Source organism: Pseudomonas vranovensis DSM 16006, assembly GCF_000425805.1.
Lineage (GTDB): Bacteria > Pseudomonadota > Gammaproteobacteria > Pseudomonadales > Pseudomonadaceae > Aquipseudomonas > Aquipseudomonas vranovensis.
In genome coordinates, this window is sequence record NZ_AUED01000002.1 from 351,344 (window position 1) to 367,547 (window position 16,204).

A 16,204-nucleotide genomic window follows, 5' to 3' on the forward strand; every position below is an offset into this window, starting at 1 on the left:
CCCCGGACTCGCAGTAGTAATTGGCGCCAACCTGCTCTTTACTAGCAACAGCCCACCGCTGTGAGTCCGGTATGTCCGCATTCGTACAGAGTTACCCGCTATTGATCGGCATCGGCCTGATAGCGCTCGATCTCCTGCTCTGGCAAGTGATCCCCGTTGACCGGCGATACTGGCGGATCGGCCTGCGCCTGGGCATGTTCCTGTTGTTCACCTGGGTGCTGATCAGTGCCGGTGTCAGCCCCTTGCAACCTGCCCCCTGGATCGAGGATGTGCCTCGCAACCTTCTGGCAACAGTGCTGGCCATCGCCTGGTGGTTGTTCGCCGCACGTACCGTCACGGTGATTTTCGGCCTGCTGATCATCTCCCGCAGTGGTCATGCCGGGCGCTTGCTGCAGGATGTGGCCGGGGCACTGATCTTTCTGGCGGCCATCGTCGCTGCCGCCGCGTACGTGATGCAGCTGCCGGTCAAAGGCCTGTTGGCGACGTCCGGGGTCATGGCCATCGTCATCGGTCTGGCGCTGCAAAGTACCCTGAGCGATGTGTTCTCCGGCATTGTCCTCAACACCACCCGCCCCTATCAGATCGATGACTGGATCAGCATCGACGGCACCGAAGGCAAGGTGATCGACATTGACTGGCGTGCCACCCGCCTGCTCACCAGCAACGGCAGCATGGCGGTGATCCCCAACTCGGTGGCGGCCAAGGCCAAGCTGCTCAATTTCAGCCGGCCAAGCGATGTTCATGGCGTCTCCATAACCGTGGTGGTGCCGGCGCAGGTGCGCCCCAAACGGGTCATCGATGCGCTGGAAAAAACCCTGCAGGGCAGCCGCGCATTGCTCGCCATACCCGCCCCCAAGGTAACGATCAAAAGCTCGACCCTCGAATACGTAGAGTACGAGGCCAGCGGCTTTGTCGGCGCCATGGGCCAGAAAACCGAAGTACGCAACCAGATGTTCGATCTGGCCCACCGCCACCTGGAAGCAACCGGCGTGGTCTGGAACGCCGATACCCCGTCTTCCCAGGGCTGGAACCGGCAACGGGTACTGCTCGAAGACGTGCGTATCTTCCGCTCGCTGACCAGCGACGAGAAAGACAACCTCAGCCAGCGCATGACCTCGGTGGAGTACCTCCCCGACCAGGTCATCCTGGGAGTTGGCGACAGCTCGGATTACTTGCTGGTGATCGGCACCGGTGTGGTGTCGGCGTCGATCCGTGATGGCGACAAGCTGATCGAAGCCGGACGCATGGGGCCCGGCGAAGTGCTGGCGGCCGAAGGGTTGCTCGATGAAGATCAGTCCATCGCCGAGTTCCGCAGCCTGACCAGTTGCCTGCTGTACCGTATCGACAAAGACGATGTGCGCAGTTGCCTGGAGGAGCGCCACGAGGTCAAGACCGCGTTGACCAAACTGCAGCGCATCCGCCAGCAAACCAATCAGTCACTGCTGGAGCAGAAACCGGCAGCCATCAAGAAAGGCGGCTTTCTCAGCTGGCTGCACAAATAGCTCCTACAACACCACGCGCAGGCACTGGCCGGCGTGATACAGCGAGAACCCGGTTTCGTAGAAGCCGGTGCGCAGCGCCGGGGCCGACACCGGCTTCATTGCCGAGAATGGAATCGGCAAGGCATCCGGGTTGTCCTGCAGCAGGAACTGGGCAAAGGCTTTGCCGATCACCGTACCGGTGGTGTTGCCCCGCCCGTTGTAACCGGTAACCGCGACCAGGCCCGGGGCCGGCTCGAACAACCGCATCAGGTGATCGGGGGTGAAGTCGATGCAACCGGTCCAGTGCATTTCCCACTCGATCTTGCCCAATTGCGGGAAGTAGTGATGCTGGATGCGGTCGGCCCAGCTGCGGATAAACCAGTTGGGCTTGTTGTCGACCCGCCCCAGGCTGCCGAGCAGCAGGCGACCCTCATCATCACGGCGGATGCTGCTGAGCACGGTACGGGTGTCCCATGAGCCCTGGCCGTGCCTGAGGACGTTGTCGGCGGCCTCGCCTTGCAGCGGCACCGACGCAACCTGGTAGTAGTAACCGCGGAAAAAGTGCTTTTGCAGGGTGGTCCAGTCGCCTTCGGTGTAGGCACCGGTGGAGATCACAACCTTGTCGGCGCTGACCGAGCCCTTGGCGGTTCTTACCCGCCAACCGCGTCCTTCGCGCTCCAGCCCTTCGACAGCCGACTGCTGGAAAATCTGCCCACCAAGGCGGGTGACTGCGGCGGCCAGGCCCTGGGTGTAGCCCATGGGGTTGATGGTGCCGGCGCGGCGGTCGAGCAGCGCGGCAGAAATCTTGTCGGTACCGCAGTATTCCTCGCAGCGCGCACCGGTGAGCAGTTCGACGTCGGCGCCGCGTCGACTCCACTGTTCATGGCGAGCTTCAAGGTCGGCCACGCCGGTGGCGTTGTGGGCCATGTGCAAGGTGCCGGTGTTGTGTGCCTGGCAGTCGATGCCCAGGCGCTCGATGGTGGCGAAGACTTCGGCGGGCGCTTCGCCCAGCACCTTGTTCAGGCGGCTGCCTTGCTTCTGGCCGAGGGTGGCTTCGACGTCGTCGGGGCGAATCCAGGTGCCGGCATTGACCAGGCCGACGTTGCGACCGGAACCACCGTGGCCGATGTTCCAGGCCTCCAGCAGAATGACCGACTTGCCCGCTTCGAGCAGGTGAATCGCGGCACTAAGGCCGGTGATGCCGCCGCCGATGATGCAGACGTCGGCCTTGAGTTCGGTGGCCAGCTTGTCGACCGGCGCAGCGAGCCTGGTGACGTGTTCCCACAGACATTGTTGACGCAGCTCTGGCATGGCCGGCTTCCTTCATTGTTCTTGTTAATGTCGAAAGGCAAGCCCGCTCCTACCGTAGGAGCGGCGGTGCGACGTCTCGACTTGCCCCGCGATTAATACGCCAATCAGTCGAACACAATCCCCTGTGCCAGCGGCAGCTCACGGGAGTAGTTCACCGTGTTGGTCTGCCGACGCATGTAGGCCTTCCAGGAATCGGAGCCCGACTCTCGACCACCACCGGTTTCTTTCTCGCCGCCAAAGGCGCCGCCAATTTCTGCGCCGCTGGTGCCGATGTTGACGTTGGCGATACCACAGTCGCTGCCCGAAGCACTCTGGAAGCGCTCGGCTTCACGCAGGTCGGTGGTGAAGATGCACGACGACAGGCCTTGTGGCACTTCGTTGTTCAGGCGCAGGGCCTCTTCAAAGTCGTCATAGGCCAGTACGTAGAGGATCGGTGCGAAGGTTTCGTGACGCACCACCGCGCTCTGCGCCGGCATCTCGGCAATGGCCGGAGACACGTAGTAGGCGTTCGGGTACTGCTCCTGCAGTTGGCGCTCGCCGCCGAATACTTGCCCACCTTCGTCGTGGGCACGGGCCAGGGCATCCTGCATGGCGTTGAACGATGGCTTGTCGATCAGCGGGCCGACCAGGTTGTCTTTGCGTGGATCGCCAATGCGCACCTTGGCGTAGGCGGCTTTGACCCGCGCCACCACTTCGTCCTTGATCGAGCGGTGTACGATCAGGCGGCGCAAGGTAGTGCAACGCTGGCCGGCAGTACCGACAGCACTGAACAGGATGCCGCGCACAGCGAGGTCCAGGTCGGCACTCGGGGCCAGGATCATGGCGTTGTTGCCACCCAGTTCGAGAATGCTGCGGCCAAAGCGGGCAGCCACGCGCGGGCCGACTTCGCGCCCCATGCGGGTGCTGCCGGTGGCGCTGACCAGCGGTACGCGCGGGTCATCGACCAGGGCTTCACCGGCGTCTCGGTCACCGATGACCAGCTGGCTCAGGCCGTCTGGCGCGTCGCCAAAGGCTTTCAGGGCTTTTTCAAACAGCGCCTGGCACGCCAGGGCGGTCAGCGGCGTCTTCTCCGAAGGTTTCCACACCACGGCGTTGCCGCACACCAGGGCCAGGGTGGTGTTCCACGCCCAGACTGCAACCGGGAAGTTGAAGGCGCTGATAACGCCGACCACACCCAGCGGGTGCCAGGTTTCACGCATGTGGTGGCCCGGGCGCTCGGAGGCGATGGTCAAGCCGTAAAGCTGGCGCGACAGGCCAACGGCGAAGTCGCAGATGTCGATCATTTCTTGCACTTCACCCAGGCCTTCCTGGGTGATCTTGCCGGCTTCGATGGACACCAGCTCGCCGAGATCTGCCTTGTACTGGCGCAGCACTTCGCCGAACAGGCGGATCAACTCACCGCGACGCGGTGCCGGCACATTGCGCCAGGCCTGGAATGCCTGTTCGGCCTTGTCGATCTTGGCCACGACCTGGGCTTTGCTTTCCAGGTGCACCGAGGCAATCGCGCTGCCATCGATAGGGGTGTGAACGGGATGGTTGCCGTGGGTGTAGGCGTTGGCCGGGACACCGAGGCGGTCTAGCAGTCCATCAACCATTTTCTTCTCCTGCATGCGATGAGTGGTTGAATTAGTGATCCGGATCAGTATTAATCCGATCACTCTGGCGCAACAAACGACCTTTATTCTGCATATCATTCCGCCAGGTAATGATCTACCTGTTCAGAGACCGCTATGTCCAAACGACTGGTGCCATCGATGGCCGCCCTGCAGTGTTTCGAGGCCGCCGCCCGGCACCTGAGCTTCACCCGCGCCGCCGAAGAACTGCACCTGACCCAGAGCGCGGTCAGCAAACAGGTGGCGCAACTTGAAGAAATGCTGCGCCATCACCTGTTCCTGCGGATTCGCCGTCGGCTGCAACTCACACCAGCAGGCGCGCTGTACCTGGCCGAGGTCAACAAGATTCTCACCCAGGTAGACATGTCCAGCCGCTACATCCTCTCCTACGGCCAGCAGACCGAAGTGCTCAAGGTGGCCACCCAGCCGAGCTTTGGCGTGCGCTGGTTGATTCCGCACCTCAAGGGGTTTGGTAAACGCCACCCGAACATCCACCTGGATATCCGCAACGAGATGGAACCCTTCGCCCTGCTCCAGGGTAAGGCCGACGTGGTGTTCTTCTACGGCCAGGGCACCTGGCCAGGGGCGACCTGTGTCGAGCTGTTCGGCGAGGACGTGCTGCCGGTGTGCGCGCCGGAGCTGTTGCAGGGCCGTGCCTTGAAGGACGCCAACGAGCTGTCCGAGCTTGTGCTGCTGCAAAGCACCTCGCGTCCCGAAGCCTGGCATGAATGGTTCCTCGAGCAGGGGCTGCATTCGGCCCACAGCTATCACGGCCCGCGCTTCGATACCTTCTATATGAGCCTGAGCGCTGCCCAGGCTGGCTGCGGCGTGGCGCTGGTGCCGCGCTACCTGGTGGCCCAGGAACTGGCCGAAGGCAAGCTGGTGGTGCCTTGGCAACACAGCATGCGCAGCAGCGGCGCGCATTTCCTGGCCTTTGCCGAGCATGCCGCCGAAGTGCCCAAGGTACGCGCACTGGTCGACTGGGTCGGCGCTGAACTCGCGCCCCAAGATCACGAAATAACGGAATGACTGATCGACTTTTTTTCGCTTGCGGGAGCAGTGCATTCCTCGCTTTCATGTAGGGGTGCCCACTCACCAGGAAGCTTTCGATGCCCGCTCAAGATTTCGTCAGCCCGGACAGCATTCGCGCGCAGTTCTCCGCCGCCATGTCGCTCATGTACAAGCAAGAGGTGCCGCTCTACGGCGCGCTGCTGGAGCTGGTGAGCGAGATCAACCAACAGGTGATGACCCAGCAACCGGCGGTTGCCCAGGCCTTGCGCTGGACCGGCGAGATCGAGCGCCTGGACCAGGAACGCCACGGCGCCATCCGTGTCGGCACTGCCGAAGAGCTGGCCACCATCGCCCGCCTGTTCGCGGTCATGGGTATGCAGCCGGTGGGTTACTACGACCTGAGCTCGGCCGGCGTGCCCGTGCATTCCACGGCGTTTCGCGCGATACACGAACAGTCGCTGCACATCAGCCCGTTCCGGGTGTTCACCTCGCTGCTGCGCCTGGAACTGATCGACAACCCGGCCTTGCGCGAACTGTCCCGCGTGATCCTCGCCAAGCGGCAGATCTTCACCCCGCGAGCGCTGGAGCTGATCCAGCAGTTCGAGCATGAAGGCGGCCTGAACGCCGATGACGCCCGCACGTTTGTCGATGAGGCACTGCACACCTTCCGCTGGCACCACGACGCCACCGTGACAGCCGAGCAGTACCAGCAACTGCACGACCAGCACCGCCTGATTGCCGACGTCGTGGCCTTCAAGGGCCCGCATATCAACCACCTGACACCGCGCACCCTGGACATCGACGCCATCCAGCTGGGCATGCCGGCCAAGGGCATTCCACCCAAGGCCGTGATCGAAGGCCCGCCGCCACGTCGCTGCCCGATCCTGCTACGCCAGACCAGCTTCAAGGCCCTGCAGGAACACGTTGCGTTCAGTGACCAGCTAGGGGACGCCGGCGGCAGCCATACCGCGCGTTTCGGCGAAATCGAACAACGCGGTGCAGCGCTAACCCCTAAAGGCCGCCAGTTGTACGACCAACTGCTCGATGCCGCCCGCGAGGCACTGGGTGGCGTACCCGCCGAGACCAATGCCGAACGCTACATGAGCCTGCTCAAGGACAGCTTTCAGGCCTTCCCGGACGACCTGGCGCAGATGCGTGAGCAAGGGTTGGCGTATTTCCGCTACTTTGCGACCGAGGGCGGCATGGCGGCGCGCGGCGATGCTGGACGCCCCACCTCGCTGGATGACCTGATCGACGCCGGGCACGTGCATTTCGAAGCGCTGGTGTATGAAGACTTTTTGCCGGTCAGCGCTGCGGGGATCTTCCAGTCCAACCTGGGTGACGATGCCCAGAGCGAATACGGCAGCAATGCCAATCGAGATGCCTTTGAGCAGGCGCTGGGCAAGACCGTACAGGATGAGCTGGCGTTGTATGCACAGAGCGAGCAGCGATCATTGCAGGCGTGTGCCCAGGCTCTGGAGCTGGCTGGTTTTTGAACAATCCACAACGCACCGGCTCCACAGTCAGTCGCCCCACCGTCAGAGAATTTCCACCTTCGGCAGGTCCATGGCATCGGCCTCCCCCTGCAAGAAATCGCTCAACCGCCGCAAACGCTCCCCACCCGGCCGAGTTTTCGGCCACACCAGGTAATAGTCCAGGCCGCTGGCCACCGCTGTCGGCCAGGGCAGGCTCAAGCGGCCCTGGGCCACGTCCTCGGCCACCATCAGCAGATCACCCATCGACACCCCATAGCCCCGTGCTGCAGCAATCATCCCCAGCTCCAACGTATCGAATACCTGCCCGCCCTTGAGCGAGACCTTGTCGGTCAGCCCCATGCGCGCCAGCCAGGCGCGCCAGTCGCGTTTGTCCGGAGTCGGGTGCAACAGTTCGACCCCGGCCAGGCGCCGGACATCCCACGGGCCTTCATCGAGCAGTTCAGGCGCGCCCACCGGTATCAGCAACTCGGAAAACAGCCGGGCCACTTCCCAATCCGGTGGAAAGTGACCATCGCCCAGCAGCACGGCGCAATCGAAGGGCTCGTGGTTGAAGTCCACATGGTCGACATCCATCCAGGCACTGGTGAGCTGCACCTCATTACCCGGTTGCAGGTGACGAAAGCGACTGAGCCGGGCCAGCAGCCAGCGCATGGTCAGGGTCGAGGGAGCTTTCATGCGCAGGATGTCGTCTTCGCTGCGCAGGGTGTTGCAAGCCCGCTCCAGCGCGGCGAACCCTTCGCGAACACCCGGCAGCAGCAACCGGGCAGCTTCGCTCAGTTGCAGGCTACGACCATTGCGCACAAACAAACGGCAGGCGAAGTGCTCTTCAAGGGTGCGGATATGCCGGCTGACCGCACTTTGGGTAATCGATAACTCATCCCCGGCACGGGTGAACGAGCTGTGCCGGGCAGCGGCTTCGAAAGCCCGCAAGGCGTACAGGGGCGGTAAACGACGAGACATGGGAAAGCGTCCAGGTAAACCGGGAAAGGGTCATCGGGATCATACCAGCATGAGTTTTAATCATGCCAATGATCGTTTTTATCCTTTTGTGGAGACGCACATAAAAGCCCAGAATCCGAGACTTTCCCTCATACCGCGTCAGAAAGGACGATCCAATGCAGGCTGCACCCACTCATGAACTCAAGGCACTGCTGCGCCTGGCCGGTCCATTGATCGCCTCGCAGTTGGCCCACATGCTGATGGTGCTGACCGACACCTTGATGATGGCCCGCATCAGCCCCCAGGCGCTGGCCGGTGGTGGCCTGGGCGCAGCCAGCTATTCGTTCGTGTCAATTTTCTGCCTGGGAGTGATCGCGGCCGTGGGGACCCTGGTGGCCATTCGCAAGGGGGCCGGTGATATTGCCGGCGCCACCCGCCTGACCCAGGCCGGGCTGTGGCTGGCCTGGGCGATGGCGCTGGTGGCGGCGCTGGCGCTGTGGAACCTGGAGCCGGTGTTGTTGCTGCTCGGTCAGAGCCCGGAAAACGTCGCATCGGCCGCCCAGTTCCTGCTCCTGCTGCCGCTGGCCCTGCCCGGCTACCTGAGCTTCATGGCCCTGCGCGGCTTTACCAGCGCCATCGGCCGCTCGACGCCGGTAATGGTCATCAGCCTGATCGGTACCGTGGCCAACTTCCTGCTCAACTATGCATTGATCGAGGGCATGTTCGGCCTGCCAAAACTGGGCCTGGTAGGCATAGGCCTGGTCACCGCCGTCGTCGCCAACTGCATGGCGATAGCCATGGCGTTGTACATCCGCTGGCACCCGGCCTACACCCCCTACCCGATCCGCCAGGGCCTGAGCCGCCCGTCGTGGCCGGCCTTGCGTGAACTCTGGCGCCTGGGCTTGCCCATTGGCGGCACCTACACCGTCGAAGTCGGGTTGTTCGCCTTCGCGGCGCTGTGCATGGGCGTGCTCGGCAGCACTGAACTGGCGGCCCACCAGATCGCCCTGCAGATTGTCTCGACGGCATTCATGATTCCAGCGGGATTGTCTTACGCGGTGACCATGCGGGTGGGGCTCTACTACGGCGCCAACAATCTGCTCGGCGCCCGTCACGCCGGGCGCGTGGGGATCGGCTTCGGGGCGGCGATGATGCTGGGGTTCGCCATCCTGTTCTGGCTGTTGCCGGATCCGCTGGTGGGGCTGTTCCTCGATCACGATGACCCCGCCTTCGCCGACATCATCCAACTGGCCGTGAGCCTGCTGATGGTTGCTGCGTGGTTCGAACTGTTCGATGGCGTGCAGACCATCGCCATGGGCTCGATTCGTGGCCTCAAGGATGCCAAGACCACCTTCCTGGTCGGGCTGTTCTGCTACTGGGTGATCGGCGCGCCTGCGGCCTGGCTGCTGGCGTTTACCCTGGGCATGGGCGCGGTGGGGGTCTGGTGGGGACTGGCATCGGGGCTGGCATGTGCGGCGATCAGTTTGACGCTGGCGTTCGAGTGGCGAATGAAGCGGTTGCTTGGCCATGCCGGAAAAGTGAACAAGGCGACGGCTTCGCTGACTTGAGCAACTGATCGCCGGCAACGCAGGGTCCCACATTGATCCACTGTGGGAACCCGCGTTGCCGGCGACGGAGCCTACAGCGCCACCGACTGCTGCCCTGCTCCGCTCAACAAAAACGCCATCAGTTCGTCGATCGGCAACGGCCGGCTGATCAGGAAACCCTGAACCTGGTCACAGCCATAGCTGCGCAGCAAGGCCATCTGCTCCGGCGTTTCCACGCCTTCGGCGACCACTTCCAGGTTGAGGTTGTGCGCCAGGTTGATCATGGCGTGGACCAGTTTGCGGTTTTCTTCTCGCTGTTCCATGCCACCGACAAAACTGCGATCGACCTTGAGCAAGGTGATCGGCAGGCTGTTGAGGTGGACGAACGATGAAAAGCCGGTGCCGAAGTCGTCGAGGGAGAAGCGCACGCCCAGGCGCCCGAGGGCATCCATGGTTTGCTTGACCAGGTCATTGCGGCGCATCACCGCGGTTTCGGTCAACTCGAACTCCAGCCAGCGCGCATCAACGCCGTGTTCGATGATCAACCGGCTCAAGGTTGCCAGCAGCTGGCTGTCCTGAAATTGGCGAAACGACAGGTTCACTGCCATGTGCAGCGGCGCCAGGCCTTGTTCCCGTAGCGCTTGCATGTCGCGCAGGGCCCGGGAAATCACCCAGTAGCCCAAGGGCACGATCAGCCCGCTCTGCTCGGCCAGCGGCACGAACTCACTCGGTGGCAACAACCCCCGTTCGGCGTGGCGCCAGCGCACCAGCGCCTCCAGGCCGACGATGTGGCCGTCGGCCAGGTCCAGCCGTGGCTGGTAGTGCAGCTCCAGCTCATCACGGCGCAGGGCGCGGCGCAGCTCACTTTCCAGATCGGCAAGGCTGCGGGCGTTGCGGTTGATTCGCTCGTTGAAGATATGGAAGGTGCAGCCCTGGGTACCCTTGGCCTGCTGCATGGCAATGTGCGCATGCCACATCAAGGGGTCGGCACCGCCTTGGGCACGGGCATGGGCCACGCCCAGGCTGCAGCCGATCAACAGGCTCTCGCCGTCGACCCAGTAGGGTTCGGCCAGGGCCTCGGTAATGCGTTCAGCCATCCATTCGGCGCGCTGGGGTTCGCGGCGCGTGTCGATCAACAAGGCAAATTCATCGCTGCCCAGGCGGGCGACCTGGTCCCCCGCTTCGAGCTGGCTCTTGAGCCGCCCGACCACCTGGAGAATCAGCCGGTCGCCGGCCTGGTGGCCCAGCGCGTCGTTGGCATGGCGAAAGTTGTCCAGGTCCAGGTGACCGAGCGCCACGCCGCGCCCCTCGTTGTCGGCCAGGCGTGCGGCCAGCAGGGTCTGGAACCCCTGGCGGTTGGCGATACCGGTCAACGGGTCCTGTTCGGCCAAGCGTTGCAGGGTCGCTTCCAGCACACCGCGCTCACGCACATGACGCAGGCAGCGGCGCAGGGTATCAGGGGTCAGGTGGTCGAGTGCCAGCCAGTCGCTGACACCCGGCGGTGCCACCGGCGGCTCGTGGTCGAGCAACAGCACCATCGGCAAGATGCAACGCCCGGGGGCCGGTTGAAGTGTCGGGGTGGCCAGCACTACCGCATGGCGGTCACTGGCAAACAAGCTGTCGACAGCGTCCCAGTTCGGGGCGGTCAATACCACTGCACTGCCCGCCAGCGGTACCAGGCAATCACGCAATGCCGCAGCCCATTCGGGCTCATCAGCCAGCAAGAGCAAACGCAAGGGTTCGACAGGCGTGGACAAGCTGGCTCCTTAGGACGTAGGCACAGTCAAATGACAATGGGCAGCGAGGAGGCTCATCCTAAACCATTAGTGAAAATGATTTTCACTTGAAGTCATGCCATTCCATTGCCGACATCCCGCAGGTTTCGCCACGCATCCTGCGGGAAAGTAACAAAAGCGGCAAATTTAGATCGAGTGGTACGTCACACTGTCAGACGGTCGCGGCAGAATCTTTCTACCCCTGCTAAAATGCGCGGCTATTTTTCTAGCGACCCCGGTTTCTGTCATGTCCCGACTCAACCCCCGGCAACAAGAAGCCGTGAACTACGTCGGCGGCCCACTATTGGTGCTCGCCGGTGCTGGCTCCGGCAAAACCAGCGTGATTACGCGCAAGATCGCGCATCTGGTGCAGAACTGCGGTATTCGTGCGCAGTACATCGTGGCCATGACCTTCACCAACAAGGCCGCGCGGGAGATGAAAGAGCGGGTCGGTACCCTGTTGCGCAAGGGCGAAGGCCGCGGCCTGACCGTGTCGACCTTCCACAACCTGGGCCTGAACATCATCCGCAAGGAGCATGAACGGCTGGGCTACAAGCCGGGGTTCTCGATCTTCGACGAGACCGACGTAAAAGCCCTGATGACCGACATCATGCAGAAGGAATACTCGGGCGACGACGGCGTCGACGAGATCAAGAACATGATCGGCGCCTGGAAAAACGACCTGATCCTGCCACCCGAAGCGCTGGAAAAGGCCCGTAACCCCAAGGAGCAGACCGCCGCCATCGTCTATGCCCACTACCAGCGCACGCTCAAGGCGTTCAACGCGGTGGACTTCGACGACCTGATCCTGCTGCCGGTCAAGCTGTTCGAAGAACACGCCGACATCCTGGAAAAGTGGCAGAACAAGGTGCGCTACCTGCTGGTAGACGAGTACCAGGACACCAACGCCAGCCAGTACCTACTCGTGAAAATGCTGATCGGTACGCGCAACCAGTTCACCGTGGTGGGTGACGACGACCAGTCGATCTACGCCTGGCGCGGTGCGCGGCCCGAAAACCTGATGCTGCTCAAGGACGACTACCCCTCCCTGAAGGTGGTCATGCTCGAACAGAACTACCGTTCCACCAGCCGCATCCTGCGCTGCGCCAACGTGCTGATCTCGAACAACCCCCACGCCTTCGAGAAACAGCTGTGGAGCGAGATGGGCCACGGCGATGAAATCCGCGTGATCCGCTGCAAGAACGAGGAAGCCGAGGCCGAGCGCGTGGCCATGGAGATCCTCAGCCTGCACCTGCGCACCGACCGCCCCTACAGCGATTTCGCCATCCTCTACCGGGGCAACTACCAGGCCAAGCTGATCGAACTGAAGCTGCAGCACCACCAGGTGCCGTATCGTCTTTCGGGTGGCAACAGCTTCTTCGGCCGCCAGGAAGTGAAAGACCTGATGGCCTACTTCCGCCTGCTGGTGAACCCGGATGACGACAACGCCTACCTGCGGGTGATCAACGTACCACGCCGTGAAATCGGCTCGACCACCCTGGAAAAGCTCGGCAACTACGCCACCGAGCGCAAGATTTCGATGTATGCCGCCAGCGAGGAGCTGGGCCTGGGCGAGCACCTGGACAGCCGCTTTACCGACCGCCTGCAACGCTTCAAGCGCTGGATGGACGGGGTACGCGAGCAGGTTGCGCTGGAAGACCCGATCGCCGCCCTGCGCAGCATGGTCATGGACATCGACTACGAGAACTGGATTCGTACCAACAGCTCCAGCGACAAAGCCGCGGACTTTCGCATGGGCAACGTCTGGTTCCTGATCGAGGCGTTGAAAAACACCCTGGAGAAGGACGAAGACGGTGGCATGACCATCGAGGAAGCCATCGGCAAGCTGGTGCTTCGCGACATGCTCGAGCGCCAGCAGGAAGAGGAAGACGGTGCCGAGGGTGTGCAGATGATGACCCTGCACGCCTCCAAGGGTCTGGAATTCCCCTACGTGTTCATCATGGGCATGGAAGAAGAGATTCTGCCGCACCGTTCCAGTATCGAAGCCGACACCATCGAAGAGGAACGGCGCCTGGCCTACGTGGGCATTACCCGCGCGCGCCAGACCCTGGCGTTTACCTATGCAGCCAAGCGCAAGCAATACGGCGAGATCATCGATTGTGCGCCGAGCCGTTTTCTCGACGAGCTGCCCGATGACGACCTGGCCTGGGAAGGCCTGGATGATGCACCGACGGAAGTGAAAGCCGCTCGCGGCAATAATGCACTGGCCGATATCCGCGCCATGCTCAAACGTTAGATAATCAACCTTTGCTGCGGCGTATTGCCGTGGCCACTCTTGCTACATCGAGGAATTACCACAGTGGAAGCACTGCACCAGAAGATTCGCGAAGAAGGCATCGTGCTTTCCGATCAGGTTCTCAAAGTCGATGCGTTTCTCAACCATCAGATCGACCCTGCGCTGATGCAACTGATCGGCGACGAGTTCGCCCGTCTGTTCGCCGACTCCGGCGTCACCAAGATCGTCACCATCGAAGCCTCCGGCATTGCCCCGGCGGTGATGACTGGCCTGAAGCTGGGTGTACCGGTGATCTTCGCGCGCAAGCACCAGTCGCTGACCCTGACCGAGAACCTGCTGACCGCCTCGGTGTACTCCTTCACCAAGCAGACTGAAAACACCGTGGCAATCTCTCCACGCCACCTCAACAGCAGCGACCGCGTGCTGGTGATCGACGACTTCCTGGCCAACGGCAAAGCCTCCCAGGCGCTGATCTCGATCATCAAGCAAGCCGGTGCAACCGTTGCTGGCCTGGGTATCGTCATCGAGAAGTCGTTCCAGGGCGGTCGCGCCGAACTGGACAGCCAGGGCTACCGCGTTGAGTCGCTGGCTCGGGTCAAGTCGCTCAAAGAGGGTGTGGTTACGTTCATCGAGTGATCACGTTGATCGCGGGGCAAGCCCGCTCCTACCTCATGGGAGCGGGCTTGCCCCGCGAAAAACCTTCAAGCCGTAGCCTTCAATCCCGCCAGCAGCAAACGCTGATACACCTCCTCCTTCAGCCCCTGTGGCTGCACCAAACCCATCCTCGCCAACTGCGCCGGATACGCTTCAGGCGCCGGAGCATCCAGTGCCGCCTTGCCCAGCTCCAACACCTCGCTCAGTTTGAACTTGCTCTTGAGCCAGTTCAGCGCACGCAATAAATCGCGTTCTTCAGCGCTGAAGTCACTGCCCAGCGGATACTCCGGAAACAACCGCGCATGCTGGTCGCGTATCTGCTGCAAGCGCTGCGGAGTGTTCTCGGCAAAGCGCGGATCAAGCCGGAAGTCCTTGGCCAGCTTGCCGGCCTTTTGCGCTCGCTCGATCAATTCAGGCTGAAAGCGTGAATCCGAAATGCTCAGCAGCCTTGCAATCACTTGCGCGTCGGTCTGCCCACGCAGGTCGGCAATGCCGTACTCCGTGACGACGATGTCGCGCAAATGCCGGGGAATGGTGCAGTGACCGTAATCCCAGACCAGGTTGGAGCTGACCACCCCGCCCGCTTCGCGCCAGCTGCGCAGCAGCAGGATCGAGCGCGCGCCCTCCAGGGCATGGCCCTGGGCAACGAAGTTGTACTGGCCACCCACGCCGCTCAGGACCCGCCCGTCTTCCAGCTGGTCGGCTACACCGGCGCCCATCAGGGTCATGGTGAATACGGTGTTGATAAAGCGCGCGTCGCGGCGCTGCAAACGTTTGAGCGGCTCCTGGCCGTACAGTTCGTTGATGTAGCTGATGGCGCTCATCGAAATACGTTTTCGCGCCATCGGCGACATCTCGCGCAAGCGCTGGTAAAACGCCCTGGGGCCAAGAAAGAAGCCACCATGTACCAGCACGCCCGAGTCATCCAGCTGGCCCTCGTTGGCCGCCTGCTGGCGTACTTCATCGGTATACACCGGACGCCGGATAATGCCTGCATCCAGCAGCGCGAGCAGGCCATTGACGAACATTTCACTGCAACCATAAAGCCCCTGGGCGAAAGGGGCGATACCGCCTTCGCGCTCGATCAGTGCGCGCCAGGGTTGCAGGTCGATGTCCGCCAGCAATGCCTGGTACGCCTCGCTGTCGGCCTGGCGTGCCAGCACCGCAGCGGTCAGAGCGTCGCCCATGGCACCAATGCCGATCTGCAAGGTGCCGCCATCGCGTACCAGGGCGCTGGCGTGCAGGCCGATGAAGTGGTCCTGGGTGGTCACCGGCATGTTAGGGGTCGAGAACAGGCGCCTGTACTCGGCGCTGTCGACCAACAGGTCGAAGTCCTGGCGGGGCAGCTCGCAGGCGCCTGGCATGTAGGGCAACTCGGCGTGAACCTGGCCCAACAGCAGGATGGTCTCACCGGCGGCACGTCGGCGGACGATCATGGGCAGCAGGTCGAGCGTGATATCCGGGTTGCAGCTCAGGCTCAGGTGATCCGGGTGCTGGGCGTCTTGCGCCACCAGCTGGGCCACCAGGTTCAGGCCCTTGGCGTTGATGTCGCGGGCAGCGTGACTGTAGTTGCTGCTGACGTAGTCCTGCTGGGCGGTAGCACTGTGCAGCAAGCTGCCGGGCTGCATGAAGAATTGCTCGACACGGATGTTGGCCGGTAGCCGGTCCTTGCGCAGGTCGTCCAGATAGGCGAGCTCTTCGTAGTCGCCGAACACGCGCTCGATGAAGGGTTCGAGAAAACGCCGCTGCAAGCCGTCGCCCAGATCGGGGCGGCCCAGGCTCAGGGCGGTGTAGATCGTCAGCTGACGCTCGGGCAACTGGCGGACCCGTGCATACAGCGCGTTGACGAATGCATTGGGCTTGCCCAATCCCAGCGGCAAGCCCATGTGGATATGCGCCGGCAATCGCGCCAGCACTTCGTCCACGGCCTTCTCAATCGAGCAATCGAGCGTCATGTGCGCCTCCTGGTCGTCCTTGCAGGTTCGACCGAGCATGCCCCGTGTTTGCTTCACAGGCCAGTGCTTAAATCGCTGCGCAGGCGACGGGGCTCATCACGGGGCAAGCCCGCGCCTACAGGCAAAGACAACAAAGCCCGCGCTAGGCGGGCTTTGTTTGGCAAG

Annotated in this window: 11 protein-coding genes; 6 read left to right on the forward strand and 5 right to left on the reverse strand. The window is 62.6% G+C overall.

What is annotated here, in order from left to right; all coding sequences use genetic code 11:
* The first annotated feature begins 71 nt into the window (after nt 1–71).
* The gene (locus H621_RS0105610; protein ID WP_028942425.1) at nt 72–1,502 is read left to right on the forward strand and encodes a mechanosensitive ion channel family protein; all 1,431 of its coding nucleotides are present in this window, start codon (nt 72–74) and stop codon (nt 1,500–1,502) included.
* Nucleotides 1,503–1,505: 3 nt separating this feature from the next.
* On the opposite strand, the gene amaA is transcribed toward H621_RS0105610, so the two are convergent.
* Nucleotides 1,506–2,792 (reverse strand): L-pipecolate oxidase, encoded by a 1,287-nt coding sequence (gene amaA, locus H621_RS0105615; RefSeq protein WP_028942426.1) that lies wholly within the window; start codon nt 2,790–2,792, stop codon nt 1,506–1,508.
* 104 nt (nt 2,793–2,896) lie between these two features.
* Nucleotides 2,897–4,387 carry an L-piperidine-6-carboxylate dehydrogenase gene (amaB, locus tag H621_RS0105620; RefSeq protein WP_028942427.1) on the reverse strand — a complete coding sequence of 497 codons (1,491 nt, stop codon included), beginning with the start codon at nt 4,385–4,387 and terminating at the stop codon, nt 2,897–2,899.
* A 135-nt stretch (nt 4,388–4,522) separates the two neighbouring features.
* Between amaB and H621_RS0105625 the strand changes: the two genes are divergently transcribed.
* Nucleotides 4,523–5,434, forward strand: coding sequence for a LysR family transcriptional regulator (locus H621_RS0105625; RefSeq protein ID WP_028942428.1), 912 nt, complete (start codon nt 4,523–4,525; stop codon nt 5,432–5,434).
* A gap of 80 nt (nt 5,435–5,514) precedes the next feature.
* Nucleotides 5,515–6,912, forward strand: a complete 1,398-nt coding sequence (gene hglS, locus H621_RS0105630; protein WP_028942429.1) for a 2-oxoadipate dioxygenase/decarboxylase HglS — start codon at nt 5,515–5,517, stop codon at nt 6,910–6,912.
* Between the two features lie 42 nt (nt 6,913–6,954).
* Here the strand turns inward: hglS and H621_RS0105635 are convergent, their stop codons facing one another.
* Nucleotides 6,955–7,872, reverse strand: a complete 918-nt coding sequence (locus H621_RS0105635; protein ID WP_028942430.1) for a LysR substrate-binding domain-containing protein — start codon at nt 7,870–7,872, stop codon at nt 6,955–6,957.
* A 155-nt stretch (nt 7,873–8,027) separates the two neighbouring features.
* On the opposite strand from H621_RS0105635, the gene H621_RS0105640 reads away from it, so the two are divergent.
* Nucleotides 8,028–9,419, forward strand: coding sequence for a NorM family multidrug efflux MATE transporter (locus tag H621_RS0105640; protein WP_028942431.1), 1,392 nt, complete (start codon nt 8,028–8,030; stop codon nt 9,417–9,419).
* Nucleotides 9,420–9,490: 71 nt separating this feature from the next.
* Here the strand turns inward: H621_RS0105640 and H621_RS0105645 are convergent, their stop codons facing one another.
* A complete protein-coding gene (locus H621_RS0105645; RefSeq protein ID WP_028942432.1) occupies nt 9,491–11,155 on the reverse strand; it encodes a putative bifunctional diguanylate cyclase/phosphodiesterase in 1,665 nt (554 codons plus the stop codon).
* Between the two features lie 265 nt (nt 11,156–11,420).
* Between H621_RS0105645 and rep the strand changes: the two genes are divergently transcribed.
* A complete protein-coding gene (gene rep / locus H621_RS0105650) occupies nt 11,421–13,430 on the forward strand; it encodes a DNA helicase Rep (protein WP_028942433.1) in 2,010 nt (669 codons plus the stop codon).
* Nucleotides 13,431–13,493: 63 nt separating this feature from the next.
* Nucleotides 13,494–14,066 carry a xanthine phosphoribosyltransferase gene (xpt, locus tag H621_RS0105655; RefSeq protein WP_028942434.1) on the forward strand — a complete coding sequence of 191 codons (573 nt, stop codon included), beginning with the start codon at nt 13,494–13,496 and terminating at the stop codon, nt 14,064–14,066.
* A 65-nt stretch (nt 14,067–14,131) separates the two neighbouring features.
* Here the strand turns inward: xpt and H621_RS0105660 are convergent, their stop codons facing one another.
* Complete coding sequence (locus H621_RS0105660) at nt 14,132–16,039, reverse strand: acetyl-CoA hydrolase/transferase C-terminal domain-containing protein (RefSeq protein WP_028942435.1); 1,908 nt, start codon at nt 16,037–16,039, stop codon at nt 14,132–14,134.
* Nucleotides 16,040–16,204 lie beyond the last annotated feature (165 nt).

Excerpts from the sequence above, each read along its gene's own strand:
- H621_RS0105635 (WP_028942430.1), bottom strand. The coding sequence starts at position 7,872 with ATGTCTCGTCGTTTACCGCCCCTGTACGCCTTGCGGGCTTTCGAAGCC.
- H621_RS0105660 (WP_028942435.1), bottom strand. The coding sequence starts at position 16,039 with ATGACGCTCGATTGCTCGATTGAGAAGGCCGTGGACGAAGTGCTGGCG.
- rep (WP_028942433.1), top strand. The coding sequence starts at position 11,421 with ATGTCCCGACTCAACCCCCGGCAACAAGAAGCCGTGAACTACGTCGGC.
- amaA (WP_028942426.1), bottom strand. The coding sequence starts at position 2,792 with ATGCCAGAGCTGCGTCAACAATGTCTGTGGGAACACGTCACCAGGCTC.
- H621_RS0105625 (WP_028942428.1), top strand. The coding sequence starts at position 4,523 with ATGTCCAAACGACTGGTGCCATCGATGGCCGCCCTGCAGTGTTTCGAG.
- H621_RS0105640 (WP_028942431.1), top strand. The coding sequence starts at position 8,028 with ATGCAGGCTGCACCCACTCATGAACTCAAGGCACTGCTGCGCCTGGCC.
- H621_RS0105610 (WP_028942425.1), top strand. The coding sequence starts at position 72 with ATGTCCGCATTCGTACAGAGTTACCCGCTATTGATCGGCATCGGCCTG.
- hglS (WP_028942429.1), top strand. The coding sequence starts at position 5,515 with ATGCCCGCTCAAGATTTCGTCAGCCCGGACAGCATTCGCGCGCAGTTC.
- amaB (WP_028942427.1), bottom strand. The coding sequence starts at position 4,387 with ATGGTTGATGGACTGCTAGACCGCCTCGGTGTCCCGGCCAACGCCTAC.